The organism is Nonomuraea sp. NPDC049725, assembly GCF_040674795.1.
GTDB classification, from domain to species: Bacteria; Actinomycetota; Actinomycetes; order Streptosporangiales; family Streptosporangiaceae; genus Nonomuraea; species Nonomuraea ceibae.
This window is the reverse complement of record NZ_JBFANJ010000014.1, coordinates 15,152-37,056: the sequence shown is the minus strand read 5'-3', so window position 1 is coordinate 37,056 and position 21,905 is coordinate 15,152. Positions and strand designations below refer to the sequence as shown.

The 21,905-nt window shown below is 71.3% G+C and carries 24 protein-coding genes; 12 read left to right on the top strand and 12 right to left on the bottom strand.

What is annotated here, in order from left to right:
* Nucleotides 1-30: 30 nt before the first annotated feature.
* The 3 genes from AB0J53_RS31830 to nucS all read right to left on the bottom strand — a co-directional run bounded on the left by AB0J53_RS31830 (nt 31) and on the right by nucS (nt 2,883).
* Nucleotides 31-573: a TetR/AcrR family transcriptional regulator gene (locus tag AB0J53_RS31830; RefSeq protein WP_246645039.1), complete on the bottom strand. Its 543-nt coding sequence runs from the start codon at nt 571-573 to the stop codon at nt 31-33.
* Between the two features lie 142 nt (nt 574-715).
* Nucleotides 716-2,188 carry an aldehyde dehydrogenase family protein gene (locus AB0J53_RS31825; protein ID WP_364179276.1) on the bottom strand — a complete coding sequence of 491 codons (1,473 nt, stop codon included), beginning with the start codon at nt 2,186-2,188 and terminating at the stop codon, nt 716-718.
* A gap of 32 nt (nt 2,189-2,220) precedes the next feature.
* Nucleotides 2,221-2,883 carry an endonuclease NucS gene (nucS, locus tag AB0J53_RS31820; protein ID WP_219505826.1) on the bottom strand — a complete coding sequence of 221 codons (663 nt, stop codon included), beginning with the start codon at nt 2,881-2,883 and terminating at the stop codon, nt 2,221-2,223.
* A gap of 36 nt (nt 2,884-2,919) precedes the next feature.
* On the opposite strand from nucS, the gene AB0J53_RS31815 reads away from it, so the two are divergent.
* From AB0J53_RS31815 to AB0J53_RS31795, 5 genes are all read left to right on the top strand, one after another.
* Complete coding sequence (locus AB0J53_RS31815) at nt 2,920-4,368, top strand: 3-hydroxyacyl-CoA dehydrogenase NAD-binding domain-containing protein (RefSeq protein WP_364179274.1); 1,449 nt, start codon at nt 2,920-2,922, stop codon at nt 4,366-4,368.
* Nucleotides 4,365-4,655, top strand: a complete 291-nt coding sequence (locus tag AB0J53_RS31810) for an ATP/GTP-binding protein (protein ID WP_219505822.1) — start codon at nt 4,365-4,367, stop codon at nt 4,653-4,655. The genes AB0J53_RS31815 and AB0J53_RS31810 overlap by 4 nt, the downstream gene beginning before the upstream one ends.
* Nucleotides 4,656-4,665: 10 nt before the next feature.
* Nucleotides 4,666-5,370: an alpha/beta fold hydrolase gene (locus tag AB0J53_RS31805; protein WP_219505820.1), complete on the top strand. Its 705-nt coding sequence runs from the start codon at nt 4,666-4,668 to the stop codon at nt 5,368-5,370.
* 40 nt (nt 5,371-5,410) lie between these two features.
* A complete protein-coding gene (locus AB0J53_RS31800) occupies nt 5,411-6,169 on the top strand; it encodes an SDR family NAD(P)-dependent oxidoreductase (RefSeq protein ID WP_364179271.1) in 759 nt (252 codons plus the stop codon).
* A 75-nt stretch (nt 6,170-6,244) separates the two neighbouring features.
* Nucleotides 6,245-7,039 carry an alpha/beta fold hydrolase gene (locus tag AB0J53_RS31795; protein WP_364179269.1) on the top strand — a complete coding sequence of 265 codons (795 nt, stop codon included), beginning with the start codon at nt 6,245-6,247 and terminating at the stop codon, nt 7,037-7,039.
* Here the strand turns inward: AB0J53_RS31795 and AB0J53_RS31790 are convergent.
* The 3 genes from AB0J53_RS31790 to mce form a co-directional block, all read right to left on the bottom strand.
* Complete coding sequence (locus AB0J53_RS31790) at nt 6,999-8,108, bottom strand: AI-2E family transporter (RefSeq protein WP_364179267.1); 1,110 nt, start codon at nt 8,106-8,108, stop codon at nt 6,999-7,001. The two genes, AB0J53_RS31795 and AB0J53_RS31790, sit on opposite strands and share 41 nt — an antisense overlap.
* A gap of 125 nt (nt 8,109-8,233) precedes the next feature.
* On the bottom strand, nt 8,234-9,532 hold the full coding sequence (locus tag AB0J53_RS31785; protein ID WP_364179265.1) for a DivIVA domain-containing protein: 1,299 nt from the start codon (nt 9,530-9,532) through the stop codon (nt 8,234-8,236).
* Nucleotides 9,533-9,724: 192 nt separating this feature from the next.
* Entirely contained in the window at nt 9,725-10,147 is a 423-nt protein-coding gene (mce, locus tag AB0J53_RS31780) for a methylmalonyl-CoA epimerase (RefSeq protein WP_219505802.1), read from the bottom strand.
* 82 nt (nt 10,148-10,229) lie between these two features.
* Here mce and AB0J53_RS31775 point away from each other — a divergent pair, with 82 nt between their 5' ends.
* Entirely contained in the window at nt 10,230-11,429 is a 1,200-nt protein-coding gene (locus tag AB0J53_RS31775) for an acetyl-CoA C-acetyltransferase (protein WP_364179263.1), read from the top strand.
* Nucleotides 11,430-11,584: 155 nt separating this feature from the next.
* Here AB0J53_RS31775 and AB0J53_RS31770 read toward each other — a convergent pair whose 3' ends face one another.
* From AB0J53_RS31770 to AB0J53_RS31760, 3 genes are all read right to left on the bottom strand, one after another.
* Nucleotides 11,585-11,737 (bottom strand): hypothetical protein, encoded by a 153-nt coding sequence (locus AB0J53_RS31770; protein WP_219505799.1) that lies wholly within the window; start codon nt 11,735-11,737, stop codon nt 11,585-11,587.
* 144 nt (nt 11,738-11,881) lie between these two features.
* Nucleotides 11,882-12,553, bottom strand: coding sequence for a DUF4230 domain-containing protein (locus tag AB0J53_RS31765; protein WP_219505797.1), 672 nt, complete (start codon nt 12,551-12,553; stop codon nt 11,882-11,884).
* Nucleotides 12,554-12,580: 27 nt separating this feature from the next.
* Nucleotides 12,581-13,951 (bottom strand): hypothetical protein, encoded by a 1,371-nt coding sequence (locus tag AB0J53_RS31760; protein WP_219505795.1) that lies wholly within the window; start codon nt 13,949-13,951, stop codon nt 12,581-12,583.
* 229 nt (nt 13,952-14,180) lie between these two features.
* Between AB0J53_RS31760 and AB0J53_RS31755 the strand changes: the two genes are divergently transcribed.
* Genes AB0J53_RS31755 through AB0J53_RS31740 form a run of 4 tightly spaced genes read left to right on the top strand, consistent with a single transcriptional unit; the run spans nt 14,181 to nt 17,759 of the window.
* Complete coding sequence (locus tag AB0J53_RS31755; RefSeq protein WP_219505794.1) at nt 14,181-14,732, top strand: MarR family transcriptional regulator; 552 nt, start codon at nt 14,181-14,183, stop codon at nt 14,730-14,732.
* Complete coding sequence (locus AB0J53_RS31750) at nt 14,716-15,654, top strand: tetratricopeptide repeat protein (protein WP_357591279.1); 939 nt, start codon at nt 14,716-14,718, stop codon at nt 15,652-15,654. Before AB0J53_RS31755 ends, AB0J53_RS31750 begins: the two co-directional genes overlap by 17 nt.
* 9 nt (nt 15,655-15,663) lie before the next feature.
* Nucleotides 15,664-16,293 carry a cytidylate kinase-like family protein gene (locus tag AB0J53_RS31745; RefSeq protein WP_219505789.1) on the top strand — a complete coding sequence of 210 codons (630 nt, stop codon included), beginning with the start codon at nt 15,664-15,666 and terminating at the stop codon, nt 16,291-16,293.
* Nucleotides 16,294-16,349: 56 nt separating this feature from the next.
* Nucleotides 16,350-17,759 (top strand): NAD-dependent malic enzyme, encoded by a 1,410-nt coding sequence (locus AB0J53_RS31740; protein WP_219505787.1) that lies wholly within the window; start codon nt 16,350-16,352, stop codon nt 17,757-17,759.
* A gap of 132 nt (nt 17,760-17,891) precedes the next feature.
* Here the strand turns inward: AB0J53_RS31740 and AB0J53_RS31735 are convergent, their stop codons facing one another.
* Nucleotides 17,892-19,262 carry an MFS transporter gene (locus AB0J53_RS31735; RefSeq protein ID WP_364179259.1) on the bottom strand — a complete coding sequence of 457 codons (1,371 nt, stop codon included), beginning with the start codon at nt 19,260-19,262 and terminating at the stop codon, nt 17,892-17,894.
* Between the two features lie 135 nt (nt 19,263-19,397).
* Here AB0J53_RS31735 and AB0J53_RS31730 point away from each other — a divergent pair, with 135 nt between their 5' ends.
* Nucleotides 19,398-20,063 carry a TetR/AcrR family transcriptional regulator gene (locus AB0J53_RS31730; protein WP_364179257.1) on the top strand — a complete coding sequence of 222 codons (666 nt, stop codon included), beginning with the start codon at nt 19,398-19,400 and terminating at the stop codon, nt 20,061-20,063.
* Here AB0J53_RS31730 and AB0J53_RS31725 read toward each other — a convergent pair.
* Nucleotides 20,011-20,517, bottom strand: a complete 507-nt coding sequence (locus AB0J53_RS31725) for a hypothetical protein (RefSeq protein ID WP_364179255.1) — start codon at nt 20,515-20,517, stop codon at nt 20,011-20,013. The two genes, AB0J53_RS31730 and AB0J53_RS31725, sit on opposite strands and share 53 nt — an antisense overlap.
* 113 nt (nt 20,518-20,630) lie before the next feature.
* Between AB0J53_RS31725 and AB0J53_RS31720 the strand changes: the two genes are divergently transcribed.
* Nucleotides 20,631-21,209, top strand: a complete 579-nt coding sequence (locus AB0J53_RS31720; protein ID WP_219505781.1) for a YqgE/AlgH family protein — start codon at nt 20,631-20,633, stop codon at nt 21,207-21,209.
* 9 nt (nt 21,210-21,218) lie between these two features.
* On the opposite strand, the gene AB0J53_RS31715 is transcribed toward AB0J53_RS31720, so the two are convergent.
* Nucleotides 21,219-21,827, bottom strand: a complete 609-nt coding sequence (locus tag AB0J53_RS31715) for a TetR family transcriptional regulator (RefSeq protein WP_364179252.1) — start codon at nt 21,825-21,827, stop codon at nt 21,219-21,221.
* Between the last annotated feature and the right edge of the window lie 78 nt (nt 21,828-21,905).

The following is a 21,905-nucleotide window of genomic DNA, read 5'->3' as shown; positions in this document are numbered from 1 at the left end:
GCCATGAAACCACGGTGCGTAATCAAATCATCACGACGCTCCGAGCGACCGGCCGAAGATGTGCACGGCCACGGCCACCAGTTCGTCGATCTCGGGCGGATCCTCTGCCAGGAGCCATTCGATGAGTAGCTCCTGAAGCGCCCCAATTACGCCGAGCGCCACCAGGCGTCGATTCGCCACGATGGCCGCCGGGAATTCGGCCGAGGCGTCCTCCACGAGGCGGGCGAAGGAGTCGATGGCGCGCTGCCGGGACGCCGAGAGGATGTCGCCGCTCCGGCGCACCTCGACGTGCATGATGCGGGCTCGGCGCCAGTCGGCAGTAGCGAACTCGATATATGCCCGTATCCCCGCTTTGATCCGCCCGTCGAGTGTGTTAGGCGCATCTTGTAACGCTTTGGCCACGACGGCCAGGCTTTCCTCCACGCACCGCTCGTGGAGGACCTGAAGGAGTTCCTCCTGGCTGCTGAAACATTCATAGAAGGCGCGGTTGGAGATCCGCGCCTCCGAGCACAGCCTTTCGATGGTCGTGACCGTGAAACCTGGTTTCGCGTATAGCGTGTAGGCGGCTGTCATCAGCCGCTCGCGTCTGTCCGCCAGCCTTTGCTCAGCCGACATTCCCCGGTAAGACCGGTTCACATTCCACCCGTCCGCATGATCGTGGCCCCCGAGCACACAATTATGGATGGATGATCGCATTAGGGAAAGAGTATGAAGATTATCTCTTACGTCGGCCGTGCAAGAACGTGACAAGTCTGATCAGCCGCTCAAGCTCTTGCTCGCCTCTGGTGAACGACGTCAGGTTCATCCCCGGCAGCGCGAACCGCTGACGGGAGACCGCCTTGGGCCGGGCGAACTCGCGCAGCCCGTCGGCGCCGTGGATGCGCCCGAACCCCGAGTCTCCCACCCCGCCGAACGGCAGCGCGGGCACTCCGGCGAACGAGATGACCGAGTTGACGGCCGTCATCCCGGTCCGCATCGCGCGGGCCAGCTCCATCGCCCGGCGCCTGTTGCGCGAGAACACCGTGCCCGCCAGCCCGTACGCCGAGGCGTTGGCCAGCTCCAGCGCCTCGTGCACGTCGCGGGTGCGCCGTACGGTGATCGTCGGCCCGAACGTCTCCTCGCGGACGGCGGGGGAGTCCTCCGGCACGTCCGCCACGATCACCGGGTCGACGAACGGCGCCCGCACCGAGTCCGGCCCGCCGGTGACCACCGTGCCCGACTTGGCGGCCTCGTCGATGTGCCGCCTGATGACGTCGAGCTGGCCCGGCATGGTGATCGGCCCGTAGTGCTCGCCCGCCCGGACCGAGGCGGCCCGCTGCGACAGCTCGCGCATGAACGGCTCGTAGACCGCGTCGACCACGTACACCCGCTCGACGCCCACGCACGTCTGCCCGGCGTTGGACAGCGCGCCCCACAGGCACGCGTCGGCGGCGGCCTCCAGGTCGGCGTCGGCGTCGACGATGAACGCGTCCTTGCCCCCGCACTCGATCACCACCGGCGTCAGGTTCTCGGCGCAGGCGGCCATGACGCGCTTGGCCGTCGCCGTCGAGCCGGTGAACGCGACCTTCTTGACCCGCGGGTCACGGGCCAGCGCCGCGCCCGTCTCACCCAGGCCGGTCACCGTCTGGAAGATCGGGTGCTCCGGCACCGCCTCGGCCACCAGCTCCGCCATCCGCACGCCGACGCCCGGCGTGAGCTCGCTCGGCTTGAACACGACCGCGTTGCCCGCCGCCAGCGCGTAGGCGATCGAGCCCATCGGCGTGAAGACCGGATAGTTCCACGGCCCGATCACGCCGACGACGCCCAGCGGCAGATATTCGAGGCTGGCCGCCAGGTTGACGCCGATCATCCCGGTCGCGACGCGCCGCCTGCGCAGCACCTTCTCGGCGTGCCTGGCCGCCCAGTCGAGGTGCGTGATGGCCAGCACGATCTCCAGCGTGGCGTCGCCGACCGGCTTGCCCGTCTCCTCGTGCACCAGGGCGGCCAGCTCCCGCAGGTGGCGGGTGACGACCGCCTTGGCGTCGAGCAGCCGCCGCCGGCGCCCGGCGTGACCCAGCCCGCCCCACCAGGCGGCGGCCGTCTCCGCCCGCGCCACGGCCGCGCTCACCGCCTCGGCGTCCTGGTTGGGATGGCTGCCGACGACCGCGCCGGTGGCCGGGTTGAGCGAGTCGAACGTGAGCGTCGTCATGGCGTCACGATAGACCGGTAAATCAGCACTTACTAGAAGAGCGTGGGGTTCTCCGGCTCGATGCCGCGCAGGGCGTCGTAGTCGAGCGTCACGCAGTCGATGCCGCGGTCGGCCGCCAGCACCCGCGCCTGCGGCTTGATCTCCTGCGCGGCGAACACACCGCGCACCGGCGACAGCAGTGGATCGCGGTTGAGCAGCTCCAGATAGCGGGTGAGCTGCTCGACGCCGTCGATCTCACCGCGGCGCTTGATCTCCACCGCCACCGTGGCGCCGCCGCCGTCACGGCACAGGATGTCGACGGGGCCGATGGCCGTCATGTACTCGCGCCGGATCAGCGAATAGCCCTCGCCCAGCGTGGTGATGTGCTCGGCCAGCAGCTCCTGGAGGTGCGCCTCGACGCCGTCCTTGATCAGGCCAGGGTCGACGCCCAGCTCGTGGCTGGAGTCGTGCAGGATCTCCGCCATCGTCAGGACCAGCTTCTCGCCGGTCTTGCCGTGGGTGACGGTCCAGGTGCCGTCGTCCTCCTTGAGCTTGCACGGCGGATTCATCCAGTTGAGCGGCTTGAAGGCGCGGTCGTCGGCGTGAATGGACACGCTGCCGTCAGCCTTGATGAGAACGAGCCTCGGCGCCATCGGCAGGTGTGCCGTGAGCCGTCCGATGTAATCCACGCTGCATCGCGCGATGACCAGCCGCATGACTGGCAACCCTATCGGCTCTGGAAAACTACAGGTATGGCGTTCGAAATGGTGGGAGTGGTCGGGCTCGGCACGATGGGGGCCGGGATCGCGGAGGTGTTCGCACGGGCCGGGCTGCGGGTGATCGGCGTCGAGGCCGACGCCGACGCCCTGGCCAGGGGGCGCGGCCACCTGGAGAGATCGACGCAACGGGCGGTCGACAGAGGCAGGCTCGACGGCCCCGGCCGGGACCGGATCCTCGGCCTGATCACGCTGACCACCTCACGCGAGGACCTGCGTGACGCCGACCTGGCCGTCGAGGCGATCCCGGAGATCCTCGACCACAAGATCGGCCTGTTCCGCGACCTCGACCGGATCTGCAAGCCGCAAACGGTGCTGGCCACCAACACCTCCTCGCTCCCGGTCACCGCGCTGGCCGCCGCCACCGGCAGGCCGGGCCGGGTCGTGGGCATGCACTTCTTCAACCCGGCACCGGTCATGAAGCTCGTCGAGGTCGTCGGCACCGTCGTGACCGACGACGGGCTGCCCGCCGAGATCGCCGAGCTGGCCGCCCGGCTGGGCAAGACCCCGGTGACCGTCGGCGACCGCGCCGGGTTCGTGGTCAACCGGCTCCTGCTGCCCTACCTCAACCACGCCGCCGTGCTGCTGGAACAGTGCGTGGCGGGACGCGACGACATCGACGCCGCCATGACCCGCGGCGCCGGGCTGCCGATGGGCCCCTTCCAGCTGCTCGACCTCATCGGGCTCGACACCGCGTACGAGGTGATGGGGGTGCTGTTCGACGAGACCCGCGACCGGCGGCACGCCCCCGCGCCGCTGCTGCGCGAGCTCGTCGCCGCCCGGCTGCTCGGCCGCAAGACCGGGCGCGGCTTCCACGGCGACGAGCCGATGCGCCGCGAGCCCGAGAAATCGTCGGTCATCACCTTCGGCGTCGACGGGCCCGACCCCGCCGGGATCGGCGAGCGGCTGCGCGCCGCGGGCTTCAAGTCCTCCGACGAGCCCGACGTGATCCTGCGGGCCGCCGACCGGCCGGTGATCGAGCACGCCGTCCAGCTGCGCGACCCGGCCAAGCTCGTCGGCGTGCGCGTCGTCGGCGACCGCGTCGCCGAGCTCGCCGCCACCATCCTCACCTCGCCGGAGGCCGCGCGCTGCGCCCGCGACCTGATGAAGGTGATCGGGCTGACGCCCGTCGCCTGCCGCGACCGGGCCGGCTTCGTCACCGACGCGCTGCTCTACCCCTACCTCAACGACGCCGTGCGCATGTACGAGTCGGGCTACGCCTCCATCGGCGACATCGACACCGCCATGAGGCTGGGCTGCGGCTACCCGGCGGGGCCGTTCGAGACGCTGGAGACGATCGGCCTGGCCGTGGTGCGCGACGGGCTGCGCGCCCTCTACGCCGAGTACCGCGAGCCCGCCTACGCCCCCGCGCCGCTGCTCGACCAGCTCGTCACCGCCGGCGTGCGCGCCTTCCCCCGGCCATGAGCCCGCGCCGCGCCCGCCGCAAGGAGTCCACCCGGCCGATCGCCTTCCCCAGCGCCACCGACCGGGTGGAGGAGTGGCCCGACGGGGAGTGGAAGGTGCGCGCGCTCAGCGGCGCCTCCTCGGCCAAGAACTACCGCTGTCCCGGCTGCGACCAGGAGATCCGCACCGGCCAGCCGCACCTGGTGACCTGGCCCAACTGGACGGGCGGCGACGAGGAGCGCCGCCACTGGCACACGGTGTGCTGGCGCAAGAGACGTGACCGCGGCCCCGGCCGCAGCCGCTACTGAGAGGAACGACGTGGAGATTCGCGCGGCGAGCGTGCTGCCCGCCCGGCGGGAGCCGATCGAGCTGCACACCGGTGACGGCCTGACCCTGGTCGGCGAGCTGGCCCAGCCCGAGGACCGGCCCCCTGTGGCGACGCTGGTGACGTTGCACCCGCTGCCCACGCACGGCGGGTTCATGGACAGCCACGTGTACAAGAAGGCCGCCAACCGGCTGCCCGCCCTGGCCGGGATGGCGGTGCTGCGCTTCAACACGCGCGGCACCTCGTCCGAGCGCGGCACCTCCCAGGGCGCGTTCGACGGCGGCGAGGGCGAGCGGTTCGACGTGGCCGCGGCGCTGGAGTACGCCGAGTATCACGACCTGCCGCGCGTGTGGGTGGTCGGCTGGTCGTTCGGCAGCGAGCTGGCGCTCAAGTGGGCGCACGACCCGCTGGTGGAGGGCGCGATCCTGCTCTCCCCGCCGCTCCACAGGGCCACCGACGACGACCTCGACGCCTGGGCGGCGTTCGGCCGGCCGCTGGTGGCGCTGGTGCCGGAGTTCGACGACTACCTGCGTCCGGAGGAGGCCAGGCGGCGCTTCGCCCGGGTGCCGCAGGCGGAGGTCGTCGGCGTCGACGGGGCCAAGCACCTGTGGGTGGGCGAGCCGTACGTGCGCGTCGTCCTGAACGAGATCGTCCGGCGCGTCGTGCCGGAGGCGTACCCCCTGCCGACCGAGGTCTGATCGCGCTAGAATCTTGTTCGGTCCCGAGCGAGGAGGCACGATGGGCGCGTTTGCCCTCGACGGTAAGAAGGCCCTGGTCACCGGGGCGTCCAAGGGGATCGGCAAGGCCATCGCGCTCGCCTACGCCGAGGCGGGCGCGGACGTGGCGCTGGTCTCACGCAACGCCGAGTCGCTGGCCGGGGTCGCCAAGGAGGTCGAGGCGCACGGCCGGCGGGCCGTCGTCATCCCCGCCGACCTGACCAGCAGGGAGGCGGCCGGCGAGGCCGTCACCCGGGCCGTCGACGGGCTCGGCCACCTCGACGTCGTGGTCAACAACGCGGGCGGCTCCAACTTCCTCGTCGAGTTCAAGGACCTGCGGCTGTCGGGCTGGGACAAGATCATGCGGCTCAACCTCGACTCCGCCATGGCCGTCTGCCACGCCGTCGCGCCCCACCTGCTCGGGCGCGGCAGCGGGTCCGTCATCAACGTCGCTTCCGTCGCCGCGCTCGGCGCCCCCTTCCTGGCCCCGTACGCCGCCGCGAAGGCCGGGCTGGTCGCGCTCACCAAGACGCTCGCGCTCGAATGGGCGCAGGCCGGGGTGCGGGTCAACGCGCTGTGCCCCGGCTGGACCGCCACCGACCTCAACCGCAACCTGTGGGAGGACGAGGCCAGCAACCAGGCCACGGTGGCGGGCGTGCCGATGCGGCGCTGGGGGACCCCCGAGGAGATGGCCCAGCCCGCCGTCTTCCTCGCCGCCCCGGCCAGCGCGTACGTGACCGGACAGGTGCTGTTCGTCGACGGTGGCGCGACAGCCGCGTAAACCGGTCAGGTAAATCCGGTATATCGGTCTATCGGGCGGAGTGATTGTCGCGGGGAACGAGGCTACCTTGTGTGAGTGCAGCTCTACACGAGATCAGCCGGGACCGGGCTCCCGGTCGTCCTGCTCCACGCGTTCCCGCTCTCGTCGGCCATGTGGCTGGCGCAACGGGAAGGGCTGGCCGGCTCCTGCCGCGTCATCACCCCCGACCTGCGCGGCTTCGGCGGATCACGCCTCGGCGACGACGAGCCGTCGGTCGAGGTGATGGCCGACGATGTCGCCCGCGTGCTCGACGCCGAAGGCATCGACCGGGCCGTGGTCGGCGGACTGTCGATGGGCGGCTACGTCACGATGGCCTTCTGCCGCCGCCACCCCGACCGGCTGCTCGGCGTCATCCTGGCCAGCATCAAGGCCGGGCCCGACACCGAGCCCGTCCGCGACAACCGCGAGCGCATCGCCCAGGCCGTCCTCGCCGACGGCAACGACGTGCTCGTCACCGACGTGCTGCCCACCCTCATCGGGCCCACCACCCGCCAGCGCAGGGCGATGGTGTTCGGGCGCGTCAAGGGCCTCGTGCAGTCGGCCCCGCCCCAGGCCGTCGCCTGGGCCCAGCGGGCGATGGCCGCCCGGCCCGACTCCTTCGACACGCTCGGCGCGCTCAAGGTGCCGACGCTCGTGCTCGTCGGCGAGGAGGACGAGCTCGCGCCGCTGCCCGAAGGCGAGGCCATGGCCAGGGCCGTGCCCGACAGCCGCGTCGAGGTCATCCCCAAGGCCGGCCACCTGACCGCCGTCGAGCAGCCCGAGGCGTTCAACGCGGCGGTCGAGCGCTTCCTCAGCTCCGAGCTTGCCTCGGGATCACGACCTCGCGAATGATCAGCGCGATCGCCGCCGCCACCGGGATCGCCAGCAACGCGCCCACGATCCCCAGCAGCGCCCCGCCGAACAGCGCGGCGATCACCGTCACCGCCGGCGTCACGTTCACCGACTGCTTCATGATCCGCGGGTAGATCAGGTAGTTCTCCACCTGCTGGTAGATCAGGAAGAAGATCGCGCACGCGATGCCGGCGGGCACCGAGCCGAGCAACGCCACGCTCGTCACCACCACGGCCCCGATCGTGGCGCCCACCAGCGGGATCAGGTCGGTCAGCGCCACGATCAACGACAGCGCCAGCGCGTAGTCGACCCCGGCGATCGACAGGAAGATCCACGTGATCACGCCCGCGATCACCGAGATGAGCACGTTGCCCGCCACGTAACCGCCGATCCCCGCGAGAATCTGCTCGCTGATCGCGCTCGTGCGCTCCCGCCGCGACGCCGGCACCAGCTTGAGCAGATACGCCTTGATCGTGTGCAGCGAGCCCAGGAAGTAGAGCATGAGCACCAGCAGCGTCACCGTCGTGAACAGCCCGTCGAGCACCACCAGCCCCGCGCCCACGACCCCGCTCGCCAGCGACGCCGCCAGCGTGCCCGTCACGAACGAGGCGAGCTGCTGCAGGATCTGATAGTCGGCCTCCAGCGCCCGCACCGTCGGATGCGCCCGCAACTCGGCGACATACCCCGGCACCGCCTGGACGAAATCGGACAACTGCTGGCTGACCGGCGGCACCACCGCCAGGCCGAACAGGGTGAACGCCACGATCACCGCCGCGAACACGATCGAGATCGCCCACCGCCTGGCCATCCCGCGCCGCTGCAACGCCTCCACCGCCGGGTTGAGCCCCACCGCCAGGAACATCGCCACGATCACCAGGATGATCGTGCTCAGCGAGCTGACGACCATCTGCGCCAGCCCGATCGCCGTCAGCACCCCCAGCCCGCCCACCAGCCCGAACAGGAACGGCCCCCGGGCCAGCGGCTTGCCCGGCAGCCCGTACGGCGGCGGTGGCGGCACCGGCGGGCTGTCGTCGGCGGCGGGCTTCGGGGACTCGACGTCAGTCGTCACCGGGCGGGCTCCTGCGGAGGCGGGGGCGTGAACAGAAAGAGAGCCTAGCGACCTTCGCGGTCGCCAGGCTCTCTCCGGCTGCCAGATCAGCCCCCGTGCATGTCGCCCATGTCAGCTCGTCGTGGCTACTCCTGCCACCACTCGGCGTCGTCCTCGGACTTGGTCTCCGCCTTGGCCGTGACCGGAGCCGAGGCCGGACGCTCCTCGACCGGGTCGGGCGCCGGAGCGGCGATAGCCGGCTTCGGCGGGGCCGCGGTGACCGCGGGCTCCGGCTCCAGGCCCGGCAAGGCCGCGCCGCCCAGGAGCTGACGCAGCTGGGCCAGGTGGCTGGTGATGCTGTCACGCTGCCGGGTCAGCTCGTCGACCTGACGCTGCATCGACGTGCGGGTGCGCTCGGCCTCGTTCTTGGCCTCGGTGACGATTGTCTCGGCGCTGCTCTTGGCGTCGGCGACGATCTGCTCCGAGCTCTTACGGGCGTTGGCGACCAGCTGCTTGGCGTGCAGATCGGCCTCGCGGCGGGTCTGGTCGGCCTGCTGCGTCGCCTTCGTGGCCCGGGACTCCGCCGTCGCGGCGCGCTGCTCGGCCTCCGCGACCAGCTTCTGCGTCGCCGCCTGCGTGGTGGCGTGGCGCTCGGCCTCCTGGCGCTCCGCCTCCTCGCGGCGCGACGCCAGCTGGATCTCGAACTCCGCCTCGTCCTGCGCCCGCTTGGCCTCCGACTCCTCCAGCACGCGCTGTGCCTGCGCGCGCATCTCGTCGGCCTGACGCTTGGCGGTGGTCAGCACCTCGTCACGCTCACGCTTGGTCGAGGCGCGCAGCTGCGCGACCTCCCGCTCCGTGGTCGTGCGCAGCTTGGCGATCTCGCGCTCGGCGTCGGCCCGCTTCTCCGCCACCTCGTGGTCGGCGGTCGCGCGCAGCTTGGCGACCTCCCGCTCCGTCGTGGCGGTCAGCTCGTCGGCCTCCCGGCGGGCCGTCGAACGGATCTCCTCGGCATCCCGCTCGGCGCTGGTGCGCATCTCCTCGCTCTCGCGAGTGGCCTGCGCCCGCTTGTCGGCCGCCTCGGCCTCGGCGGCGGCCCGCAGATCGGCGGCCTCCACCTTGGCGGCGGCCTTGATCTCGTTGGCCTCCGCCCTGGCCGCCTGCACGAGCTCGGTGGCCTGCTCCTCGGCCAGCCGCAAGAGCTGCTCGATGCGCGCGCCCAGACCGGAGTAGGTGGGACGCTCCTGCTCCTGGAGCTGGCGCTGGGAGTCGGACAGATCGCGCTGCAGGCCGGAGACCTGCTCGCGGGCCTGCCGCAACTCGGCGTCGAGCTGCTTCAGATGATCGTGCACCTGGTGCCGGTCATAACCGCGGAGCACGACGTCGAACTCGCGGGCTGGGGCATCCTCGAAGAAGTTGTTGAGCTGGGCGTCGATGTCGGACTGCATGGAGGCTCGATCCTGGGTTGTCGAGACGGCTACACGGGCCGGACGGGGGGTTCGGGGCACCCGAGCCAGGAGCCTGTGCCTCGCGGCAGGCTCCTCGTCCGGTGGAAAGCCAGCGTACTCCGCACTTGCCGCGTGCGAAGCCCCGTCCAGGTTTCTGCGTGACTAGTTACAAATGAACGATTTTTGCGTTAGCTAGGGCCTAGTCGCCTGAACCAACTCCGTGAGCATTCCTCCAACATCCTTGGGGTGCAGGAACGCGATCTGCGACCCCATCGAGCCGTGCCTGGGACGCTCGTCGAGCAACCGGACGCCCCTGTTACCGATCTTACCCATCGCCTCGGCGACGTCCGGAACCCCGAACGCCACGTGGTGCACTCCCTCACCCCGCTTGGCCAGGAATTTCCCGACCGGCGAATCGGGCGAGAGCGGCTCCAGCAGCTGGATGTAGGAGCCCCCGCCCTCGCCGTCGGCGACGTGCAGCATGGCCTCCTTGACGCCCTGCTCCTCGTTGACCTCCCGTGCCACGACGGTCAGCTCGAACGTCTCGGCGAACAGCCGGATCTTCTCCTCGAGGTCGTGACAGGCGATCCCGATGTGGTCGATACGCATGAACATGTGTGGCCAACCTCCATAGCGGACACCCGGCGATGCGTGGGTATCGTGTCAAAGAATCCACCGTGCGCACAGGAGGCCCGCCATGTCTGGTTCCGTCATCGTCGCCGGAGCTCGCACCCCAATCGGCAAGCTGCTAGGCGCCCTGTCCGGGCTGTCGGCCGTGGAGCTCGGGGGGATCGCCATCAAGGCGGCCCTGGAGCGGGCCGGGGTGTCGCCGGAGGCCGTGGAGTACGTGATCATGGGGCAGGTGCTCCAGGCGGGGGCGGGGCAGATCCCGTCACGCCAGGCGGCCGTCAAGGCGGGCATCCCGATGACCGTGCCGTCCATCACGATCAACAAGGTGTGCCTGTCGGGGCTGGACGCCATCGCGCTGGCCGACCAGCTGATCCGCGCCGGTGAGTTCGACGTGGTCGTGGCCGGTGGCATGGAGTCGATGACCAACGCGCCGCACCTGCTGCCGGGCCTGCGCAAGGGCGTCAAGTACGGGGGTTCGCAGGTCGTCGACTCGATGGCGCACGACGGGCTGTTCTGCGCCTTCGACCAGTGCGCCATGGGCGAGTCGACCGAGCGGCACAACGCCAGGCTGGGCATCGGCCGCGAGGAGCAGGACGAGGTGTCGGCCCGTTCGCACCAGCTCGCCGCCGCGGCCGCCAAGAACGGCGCGTTCGAGTCGGAGATCGTGCCGGTGGAGATCCCGCAGCGGCGGGGCGAGCCGATCGTGGTCAAGGACGACGAGGGCGTGCGCGGCGACACCTCGGTCGAGGCGCTCGCGCGGCTGCGGCCGGCGTTCGCGGCCGACGGGACGATCACCGCCGGGTCGGCGTCGCAGATCTCCGACGGGGCGTGCGCGGTGGTCGTGATGTCCAAGGCCAAGGCCGAGGAGCTGGGGCTGCCCTGGCTGGCGGAGATCGGCAGGCACGGCAATGTCGCCGGGCCGGACGCCTCCCTGCAGTCGCAGCCGGCCAACGCCATCAAGCACGCCCTGGGCAAGCAGGGTCTCACGCCCGGCGACCTGTCGCTGGTGGAGATCAACGAGGCGTTCGCCAGCGTGGTCATCCAGTCGGCGAAGGAGCTCGGCGTGCCGAGGGAGATCGTCAACGTCAACGGCGGCGCGATCGCGCTCGGTCACCCCATCGGGGCGTCGGGGGCCCGCCTGGTGCTGACGCTGGCCCACGAGCTGAGGCGCCGGGGCGGCGGTCTCGGCGCGGCCGGGCTGTGCGGCGGCGGCGGTCAGGGCGACGCGCTGATCATCAGCGTGCCCGCGCAGGACGTGTCCGAGTAGTCCGAGCAGCAGGGCGCACCCATATAAGGGCGCATCCGTATATGTCGTGAGAAAAGGAGCGCCCCGCTCTCCAACCCAGGAGAGCGGGGCGCGGGTTCAGGGCGGCTGATGCGCCCGGCCGCGAGGGAGGTTGCGGCCGGGCGTGCTTGGGGCGGTCATGACGAGAGCAGGCGGGCGAAGACGGAGCGGTGGCGGCCCTCGCCGCGCTGCTCCTTGACGGCCTGCCGGACCCTGCGGTGCTCGGCGGCGGCCTCGCGCAGCTCACGCGCGTGGTTCTGCATGACTACGTATTCGAACTCGGCGTTCATGGAGAGTGCTCCTTGGTTGTTGTTTCCCTGCACTCTCAAGAATGGTCCTAAGGCCCCGGGCGACACATCGGGCGGATGCCTTATCTGCCCCGGTCCGGGGGCCTAGAGGGTACTTAGGACGGCGCCGGGCACGGCGGGCACGGCCTAAGGCTCCCCAGCGTAGCTGACGGTGACCTTGGTGAAGCCCAGTGACCTGAGCAGGCCCTCCAGCATGGCGCGGGTGTTGGCGTCGGCGCGGCTGCGCAGGTCGCTGGCCACGGCCGCCTCGGCGATCTTCTTCTCCGCGAGCACGTACAGCTCCCGCTGGTCTCCGGGGGAGGACGACAGGAAGTCCTGGACCCGGTCGATCAGCCCGCGCTGCTGGGCGAAGACGTAGGAGCGGGTGTTGTCCAGGTTGGGCTTCTCCAGCTGGGCGCGCGGCAGGCGCACGTCAGCCCGGGTGCGGTCCTCCGACACGGTGATGGCGTCCTTGGCCAGGGTGGAGAAGTCCACGTAGGCGTCGACGCTGCCCGCCCCGACGAACAGCGTGCGGCTGCCCTTGACGGCGTCCGGGAGGAAGTTGGCGTCCTTCTCCAGGTCCACCACGACCTGGAAGGAGCCGGTCGCGGCCTCGTACCGGCTCATGTCCTTGATGGACTGGAGCAGGGCCGGGCCGGAGCGGTCGATCGCGCGCTCGCCGAGCGGGTTGAGCCAGGTCCAGGCCACGCGGCCGGCCACCACGAGCAGGACCGCCAGGACCAGCAGCCCGGCCAGATATCGCCACCTGCGGCGCCGCCGGGGGGTTGGCGCGGGCGGCGCCGTACGGGATGTCGTCATGCTGCTTGCCTACCCGAGGAGAGATCATCAGTGCCACCCGTGGGGTGACATCTTCGGTCCCCAGCCCGGAGAGGCGCTCGGGTCGGGGTAGACCGGGTAGACCTGGGGGCTGCTCGCGGTGTCGGGCTCGGTGGCGACCGGGGTGGCCACCTGGACGGACGTGCCGGCCGGGCCGCCGCCGAAGTGGGTGGTCGACAGCTTGCAGGTCTGGAAGTCGCTGAAGAACATCCGCAGCCACTCGCGGCGCTGGTGCTCGTTGAGCCCGGAGAACCAGGCGGCGGCGTACTCGTGCTCCAGCAGCGGGCCGCCGGGCAGCGGCTCGCCGCGCAGCCACGCCATCACGATCTCCCGGTAGCCGTCGGCGGGCCGGCCGTGGCAGCGGGCGGCCAGCGCGTCGAGGTATTCGCGCGCGGCCTCGTCGGCGAAACCGGCCGACAGGTCGGGCAGGTGGATCGGCGCCAGCCCGGACGACGGCGTGAGCGGGTCGTCCAGCGGACGCTGCTCGACGCGGGTGAACGCGGCCGGCGTCTCGGCCAGGCGGGAGGCGATCTCGGTGAACGCCGCCCCCAGCTCGGTGAGCCCGGCGCGCATGCCGGGATGGACGCAGACCGTGATCGGCCACTCCTGGCAGCTGTAGGCGATCTCCTGGGCGGCGGCGGGCTTCGGCTCGGCCAGCACCCGCGCGACGCCGGTGCCCGCGAGCAGCACCGCGAGCAGCGCGAACGCCAGCACCAGCGCCTGCCGGGTCACCAGCGCCGCCCAGCCCAGCAGCAGTGCGCAGGTGACGCCCAGCAGCCAGATGATCTGGTTGAGGAAGATCGTCCCGCTGAGCCCCTGGAACAGGTCGTACGGCTCGCCCGTGCCCGGCGCCAGCCGGTCGGCCCAGCCCTCGCCGTCGGCCAGCCAGGTGAACAGCCCGTAGCAGGCCAGGCCGGCGATCGGCGGCGTGACCGCGTACGGCAGCACCCAGCCGGCCACCCACCCGATCACCGAGTAGAGCGCCAGCCCCGCCATGCCCATGCCGAGGCCCGACAGGCTCAGCCGCCCCGACTGCTCGGTCAGCACCGTCTTGACGGCCAGCACCAGCACGGTCGCGGCGAACGAGCCCAGCACCACCACCAGGATGGCCAGCGGCGCCCGCAGGGCTCGCCAGGTCGTCAGCTGCAGGCCGCGTGACGCCCGGCGCTTGCGCAGCGCCACCCAGGCGGCGAACGCGGCGGCGACGGGCCCGGTCAGCCGGAGCGATCCGATGACCGCCGCCACGATGTTCTCCCAGGCGTCGACGCCAGGGATCAGGACGCTCCACGCCGCGACCAGGCCGAGAGCGAGGAGCACGGCCACCGTGACGGCCGCGCTCTGTCTCAGCTCCTCCCGTGAAACGCCCCCGTGCTCACGCACCCTTGTCCCCGTTGAAGTTCATCAAAGCACCCCCCGTGCCCCGTAGGCGCGGCGAAGCGGTCAGGCCCGGCCGTCCCCACGGCTGATGGACTTGGCTTCCCCGTCACCATTCGATGCGAGAACCATAACTGAGCGTGATGATTGCCGCCCGGATTCTTGGCCAAGCGAAGAATCCGATCGCGCTCCGTAAGCGCACGAACCTGGACGAGCAGCGCGCTACCGTAGCGCTGTGTCGCAGCCCAAGCCCCTCAACCTGCCGTTCGATCCCATCGACCGTGCCGCGGAGTCCTGGCGCGCTCACTTCGGTCCCTCTTCCGCCATGGCCGCCGTCACGTCGATCATGAGAGCGCATCAGATCCTGCTGTCGCAACTTGACTCGCTCCTGAAGCCGTACGACTTGACCTTCGCCAGGTACGAGGCTCTGGTTCTCTTGACCTTCAGCCGGACCGGGGCGCTGCCGCTTTGGAAAATCGGGGAGCGGCTGATGGTCCACCCGACCAGCGTCACGAACACGGTTGACAGGCTCGAAAGGTCCGGCCTGGTCCGCCGCATGCCCAATCCGCGGGACGGCCGTGGTGTGCTCGCCGAGATCACCGAGGCGGGCCGTGACGTCGTGCGGCGCGCCACCGCCGAGCTCATGGGCGCCGACTTCGGCCTGGGCATGTACGGCGAGACCGAACTGCGGCAGATGTTCGAGCAGCTGCGCACCCTGCGGGTGGCGGCGGGTGACTTCTCCGGGCCGGACATGCGGCAAGATGAGGAGCATGGCGGACTTCTCTAGGCCCGGATCGCTCTACGGAGCCGTGGATCTGGGCGCGCGCAAGCAAGCCCTGGAATCGCAGGCCCGGCGGGAGGCGGCGGGTCCCCAGGGGGCCTCGCCGGCCTCGGTCGTGGACGTGACCGAGGAGACGTTCACGAGCGACGTCATCGACCGCTCGATGACCACGCCGGTCGTCCTCGACCTGTGGTCGCCGCGGGCGCCCGGCAGCGCCCAGCTCAGCCCCGTGCTGGAGAAGGTGGTCGGCGACGCCGGCGGCAAGGTGGTCCTGGCCCGGGTCAACGTCGACGCCAGCCCGCAGATCGCGCAGGCGCTGCGCGTGCAGGCGGTGCCGACGGTGCTGGCGATCTTCCAGGGGCAGGCCGTGACCGGCTTCCAGCAGGTGCTGCCCGAGCAGGAGGTGCAGCGCTGGCTCGACGAGCTGATGGGCGCGGTCGAGCAGTTCTACCAGGCCAACCCGGGCGCCCGGCCGCCGGCGGCGGAGCCGGGTGAGGAGGCGCCGCAGGCGCCCCCGGCCGACCCCGACCTGGTGGCCGCCGAGCAGGCCATCGACCAGGGCGACCTCGACGCGGCCGCGGCGGCCTACGAGCGGCTGCTGGCCCGCGCCCCCGGCAACGAGGACGCCAGGATGGGCCTGGCGGGCGTCAGCCTGATCAAGCGGACGGCCGACGCCGACCCGGCCGAGGTGCAGCGCAGGCTGGACGACCCGGCCGACATCGACGCCCAGCTCCTGGCGGCCGACCTGGAGATGCTGTCGGGCTCGGTCGACGAGGCGTTCAACCGGATCATCGCGGTGGTCAAGCGCACGTCCGGCGACGACCGTGACAAGGCCAGGCGGCATCTGCTGGGCCTGTTCGACGCGCTGCCGGCCGAGGATCCGTCTTTGGCGAAGGCGCGTAGAGCTTTGTCGAGCGCTCTGTTCTAACCTGGAGGTATGCGTGTAGTCACGCTCTCCGCGACCTACGGCACGGCCGGCAGCCACATCGGCCCGGCCGTGGCCGAGCGGCTGGGCGTGCCCTTCGTCGACCGCGCGATCCCCGGCGCCGTGGCCCAGGAGCTGGGCTGCACGCTGGAGGAGGCGCTCGCCCATGACGACCGGGCCGAGCGCGGCCTGGGCAGGCTGCTGTCGGGCGCGATGCGGCTGCCGACGGTCACGTTCGGTGGGGTCGACATGTACGTGCCCGGGGTGCTGCCGCACGCGCCGGAGGAGTTCGTCCGCCACACCGAGCGGGTGCTCACCGAGACCGCCCGCGACCAGGGCGGCGTCTTCCTGGGCCGGGCCGGGGCGGTGGTGCTGGCCGAGCATCCGGGCGCGCTGCACGTGCGGCTCGACGGCCCGATCGAGCGCCGCGTCCGGCAGACCGCCACGCTCGGCGAGCTGACCGAGCGCGAGGCGCGCAGGATCATCGAGGACAACGACCGGGCCCGCACCGCCTACGTGCGCCACTTCTATCGTGCCGACCCCGCCGACCCCCGGCTCTACCACCTGGTCGTCGACAGCACGGCGATCCCGGTGGCGGCCTGTGTCGACCTGATCGTGACAGCCGCGACGGCGCTCGCTTGACCAGTTGCCCCCTACCATGGGAGGACTTCTTGGTCAGGCGCGAAGGAGCGATTGACGTGGCGACCGTCCCGAGTGTGTCGTACTCCATCACCGTGCGGCTCGAGGTGCCGGCCGGCGGCAAGGCCGTCAGCCAGCTCACCCATGCCGTAGAGTCGGCCGGCGGGGTGGTCACCGCCCTCGATGTCACCAACGCGGGCCACGAGAAGCTCCGCATCGACGTCACGTGCGCGGCGCGCGACACCGACCACGCCCAGGCGATCGTCGACCAGCTCGAAGCGGTCGAGGGCGTCGTCATCCACAAGGTCTCCGACCGCACGTTCCTCATGCACCTCGGCGGCAAGATCGAGATGAAGTCGAAGGTGCCGCTGCGCAACCGCGACGAGCTCTCCATGGCCTACACGCCGGGCGTGGCCCGGGTGTCGATGGCGATCGCCCGCAACAAGGAGGACGCCCGCCGCCTGACCATCAAGCGCAACACGGTCGCCGTCGTCACCGACGGCTCGGCCGTGCTGGGGCTGGGCAACATCGGGCCGGAGGCCGCGCTGCCCGTGATGGAGGGCAAGGCGGCGCTGTTCAAGCGGTTCGCGGGCATCGACGCCTGGCCGATCTGCCTCGACACCCAGGACGTCGACGAGATCGTCCGCGCGGTGCAGCTCATCGCGCCCGGCTTCGGCGGCATCAACCTCGAGGACATCGGCGCGCCGCGCTGCTTCGAGGTGGAGCGGCGGCTGCGCGAGCTGCTCGACATCCCGGTCTTCCACGACGACCAGCACGGCACCGCGATCTGCGTGCTCGCCGCGCTGACCAACGCGCTGCGCGTGGTCGACAAGCGGATCGAGGACGTGCGCATCACGATGGCGGGCGCGGGCGCGGCGGGCAACGCCGTGCTGCGGCTGCTGCTGGCCTCGGGCGCCCGCAACGTGATCGTCTGCGACTATCTCGGCGCCGTCCACCAGGGCCGCGACGACCTCGACGACTCGCTGCGCTGGATCGCCGACCACACCAACGCCGAGGGCTACTCGGGCGACCTGCGCGGGGCGGTCAAGGGCGCCGACGTGTTCGTGGGGGTGTCCGCGCCGGGCATCCTGACCGGTGACGACATCGCCACGATGGCGCCGGGCGCCGTGGTGTTCGCGCTGGCCAACCCGGAGCCGGAGGTCTCTCCCGACGACGCCCGCGAGCACGCCGCGGTGGTGGCCACGGGGCGCTCCGACTACCCCAACCAGATCAACAACGTGCTGGCCTTCCCGGGCGTCTTCCGGGGGCTGCTCGACGCGCAGGCGACCGAGGTGACCTCGGAGATGCTGCTGGCCGCCGCCGGAGCGCTGGCCGCCGTGGTCACGCCCGAGGAGCTGGGCCCCAACTACATCATCCCGAGCGTCTTCCACCCGGACGTGGCGAGCGCCGTGGCCGCCGCCGTCCGCGAGTCCGCCGGGGGCCGTGCCCGGGGCTTCACCGAGGCGTGACCGCAGCGGCGGCCCTCGCCGCCGACGCGTTCTCCCCGGTACGGGGTCCGTACCGGGGAGATGTCGTGACGAGGGCCGGTCGCGGGGTTCGCGGGCCGCGTCGGAAGCGGGGGAGAGCCCGTGATGGGGATGTCAGCGGGCCACGCGGATGAACGCGCCCGCCAGGGCGAGGGCGGCGTTGACCAGCACGGCGACGATCACGCCCTGGAGCACGCTGCCCATGGCGGCGGTGACCACGGCGCTCATGACCGGGATGCCCATGGTGATGCCGACCTGCTGGGTCATAGTGGCGAGGCCGGTGGCCAGGCCCTGCTCGGAGTCCGGCAGTCCGGAGGTGGCGGTGACCATGAAGGCCACGATCGCCACCATGTTGCCGATCCCGCCGGCGAAGGTGGCGGCCAGCAGCAGCCAGATCCAGCCGGGCGCGGTGCCCAGCAGGGCGAGCGACGCGGTGGCCGCGGCCTGGAGGGCGAAGCCGGTGGCCAGCGCCTTGCGGAGCCCGACGCGGGCCAGCACGCGCGGGGCGAGCACGCCGCCGACGACGGTGCCGAGCCCGAGCACGCCGAACGCCAGGCCGGTGGCCAGCGCCGAGTAGCCGAGCACCTTCTGCAGGTAGAGCGTCATGAGGAAGACGAGAGAGGTCTCGGTGGCGAAGGCGAGCAGGCCGGCCAGGTTGCCCCATTTGACGCTGGGGCGGGCCAGGACGGCGACCGGCACGAGGGGCGCGACGGCGCGCTTCTCGGCGAACCAGAAGGCGACGAGCAGCACCGCTCCGGCGGCCAGCCCGGCGAGCGCGACCGGGTCGGCGAAGCCGTGCTCGCCGGCGCGGGTGAGGCCGTAGACGAGGGCGAGCAGGCCGCCGGTCACCGTGACGGCGCCGAGCACGTCCATGCGGGGGCGGCGGTCGGGCCGGCTCTCGGCCAGCACGACGGGCGCGGCCACCAGGACGGCCAGGGCGACGGGCACGTTGACGTAGAACGCCCAGCGCCAGCTCAGCAGCTCGGTCAGCAGCCCGCCGAGGATCGCGCCGGAGGTGAACCCGGCCGACATCAGCGCGCCGTTCAGCCCGAGCGCCCTGGCGCGCAGCGGCCCTTCGGGGAAGGACGTGGTGAGCAGCGACAGCCCGGCGGGCGTGACCACGGCGGTGGCGAGCCCCTGGGCGACGCGGGCGGCGAGCAGCATGCCGGGCGAGGTGGCGAGCCCGCCGGCCAGCGACGACAGGCCGAGCAGCGCCATCCCGGCCAGGAAGAGGCGGCGGCGTCCGAACAGGTCGGCGATCCGCCCGAACAGCAGCGAGAACCCGGCGGCGGCCAGCGCGAACGTGGTGGCCACCCACTGCAGGTCGGCGAGGCCGAACCCGAGTCCGGCGCCGATCACCGGGAGCGCCACGTTCAGAATGGAGAAGTCAACAGCGAGCATGAACTGGGAGCCCAGCAGCAGCACGAGGACCAAGCGCTGCCGGGAGCTCATCCGATCGGTCATCCGCTCATCGAGCACAGTCACGTCATCCCCCTTAACGGGTAATCTGTTCCATTAGGATGGCGTGACCTTAACACATGGGGAGAATTAATGGAACAAGGGTCCCGTTTGGCGGGAACGGTCCGTCCTGGCGGCCGTACGGCGAAGGTGCGCGCGGCAGTGTTGCAGGCAACCCAGGACGAGCTGGTCGAACGCGGCTTCCACGGCCTCAACATGGAGCAGGTGGCCACCAGGGCAGGCATCGGAAAGACCACTATCTACCGCCGCTGGGGCACCACGGCCGGGCTGGTCACGGAGCTCATGACCGAGCTGGCCGCCCAGTCCTCGCCGCCGCCCGACACGGGCAGCATCCAGGGCGATCTGGAGGCCAACGCGATCAGCGTGATGGAGGCCGTCAACGACCCGCGCCTCGGCGCGACCTTCCAGGCCGTGATCGCGGCCGCCACCTGTGACGAGGGCGCCGCCGCGGCGCTGCGCGCCTTCTACGGCCGCCGCATCGCGGAGTGGGCGACGGTGGCCGACCAGGCGATCGCGCGCGGCGACCTGCCGCCCGGCACCGACGGCCAGGAGCTCATCAAGGCCGTCTCCGCGCCGCTCTACTACCGCCTGGTGGTGACGCGCGAGCCGGTCGACCGCGAGGCCGCGGTGCGCGCCGTGACCGTCGCCCTGATCGCGGCCCGGGCCGGCGCCTTCGTCACCGGCCCCGCCACCGCGGGCCTCGGTGCGGATCCGGCCGTGCCCGGCCTCGGTGCGGAGCCGGCCGTGCCGGGCGTCAGTACGGGTCCCGCCGCGACCGGGGCCACAGCGACCCGTACCACCAGATGATCCCGCCGGTGAGCACCATGCCGCCGGCGGTGGCGAGCTTGCCCATCAAGTCCACCGGAGGCCCCGTGAAGGGCAGGTGACGCCGGCCGCCGGGGCAGTCGTTACGCACCCGCGTGGAGTCGATCAGGGTGTCGGGGTGGCTCTCGCTGACCGAGTACGCCTCGATCTCGACGCTGCCGCCGTGCCGGATCCGCACGTGCCGGGTGATCGCCTTGCGTGCGGGGATGGAGCCCGTCGCCACGGTCGCGGAGTCGGCGCGCAGGTCGAACCGGGCGAGCTGGCGGGTCTGGTTGCGCAGTGTCACGCGTACGGTGCCGGCCCGGCAGCCGATGCGGTCGACGCTCATCGTGAAGGGGTCGCCGGTGTCGGGCTTGGGCCAGGCGGGCGCCGCCGCGGGAGGGAAGAGGATGAGACCCAGGAGCAGTCCCAGACCTGCCAGGGCGAGACGGCGCATGTGACCCTCCCGAGTTCGCGAACTTTGGTACCTACCGTGCCCATATGACTACGAAAAGTAACATCGCCGGACCGGGGGAGCGGGAAGGCCGGTTGACCCCTCATGATGGAGGTATGGCGGAGGCGATCTACGTCGGCGGTTTGTTGGTGGCGACGCCGCTCCTCGACGACCCCAACTTCCGGCGTAGCGTCGTGCTGATCCTCGAACACGACCTCGACGGCGGCACCCTCGGGGTGGTTCTCAACAGGCCGAGCGAGATCTCGGTGACGCAGGTCCTGCCCGTGTGGGACCCGCTGGTGACCGGCCCGCCGGTGCTGTTCGAGGGCGGCCCGGTGCAGACCGACAGCGCGCTGGCGCTCGCGGCGGTGCCGAGCGGGGAGGAGCCGCTGGGCTGGCGCCGCCTCCACGCGGGCACGCCGGCGGTGTCACGGCTGGGCACGGTCGACCTGGACGCGCCGCCGGAGATCCTCCAGGGCGAGATCGCCCAGATGCGGATCTTCGCCGGTTACGCGGGCTGGACGTCGGGGCAGCTCGAGAGCGAGATCGCCGAGGGCGCCTGGTATGTCGTCGACTCCGAGGCGGGCGACACCTTCCACACCGACCCGGGCTCGCTCTGGCGTCACGTGCTGCGGCGGCAGCCGGGCGAGCTGGCCTTCGTCGCCACGTGCCCGGACGACCCGACGATGAACTAGTCCGATGAGCTAGGCGTCCCAGCCGGGCCGCAGCGAGCGTTCCACGACCTGGAGGGTCTGCTCGACGCGGCGCACCATGAGCTTGAGGTCGAGCGCGTCCGACGCACAGCCGTAGTCGACGCGCATGGGCGACATCGCGAACGCCACGACCAGCGCCGGGAGCGGGCCGGAGTCGAGGGTGACGCCCATCCGGGCGGCGACCGCCTCGGCCAGGCGGAGCTCGCTCTCCATGCCCCGGGCGATCGTGAAGGCGACGAGGTGGGGGTTGTCGTCGAGGACGCGCCGCAGTTTGAGGAACCTCTCGGTGTCGGCGGTCGTCGACTGCTCCATCTCGCGCAGCACCGCGCGCACGGCGTGGGTCATCGCGGTGAACGGCGGCTCGTCGGGCGGCCTGGCGGCCAGCGTCTCCAGCATCGTCTCCTCGCCCTGGTCGTGGTACCAGAGCAGCAGGTGGTCCTTGCTGGTGAAGTAGCGGAAGAAGGTGCGGGAGGAGACGTCGACCGCCCCCGCGATCTGCTCCACGGTGGTGGAGTCGTACCCTTGTTCGAGGAACAGGTCCAGCGCGGCGTCGAGCAGCGCGAGCCGCGTCTTCTCCTTCTTGCGTTCCCGTAGACCCACCGGCGTCACTCCCTTGAAACCTTCCTGTCACAGTATGACACAAGTCAGGATGCGACGAATAAAACTCATTTGTCATCT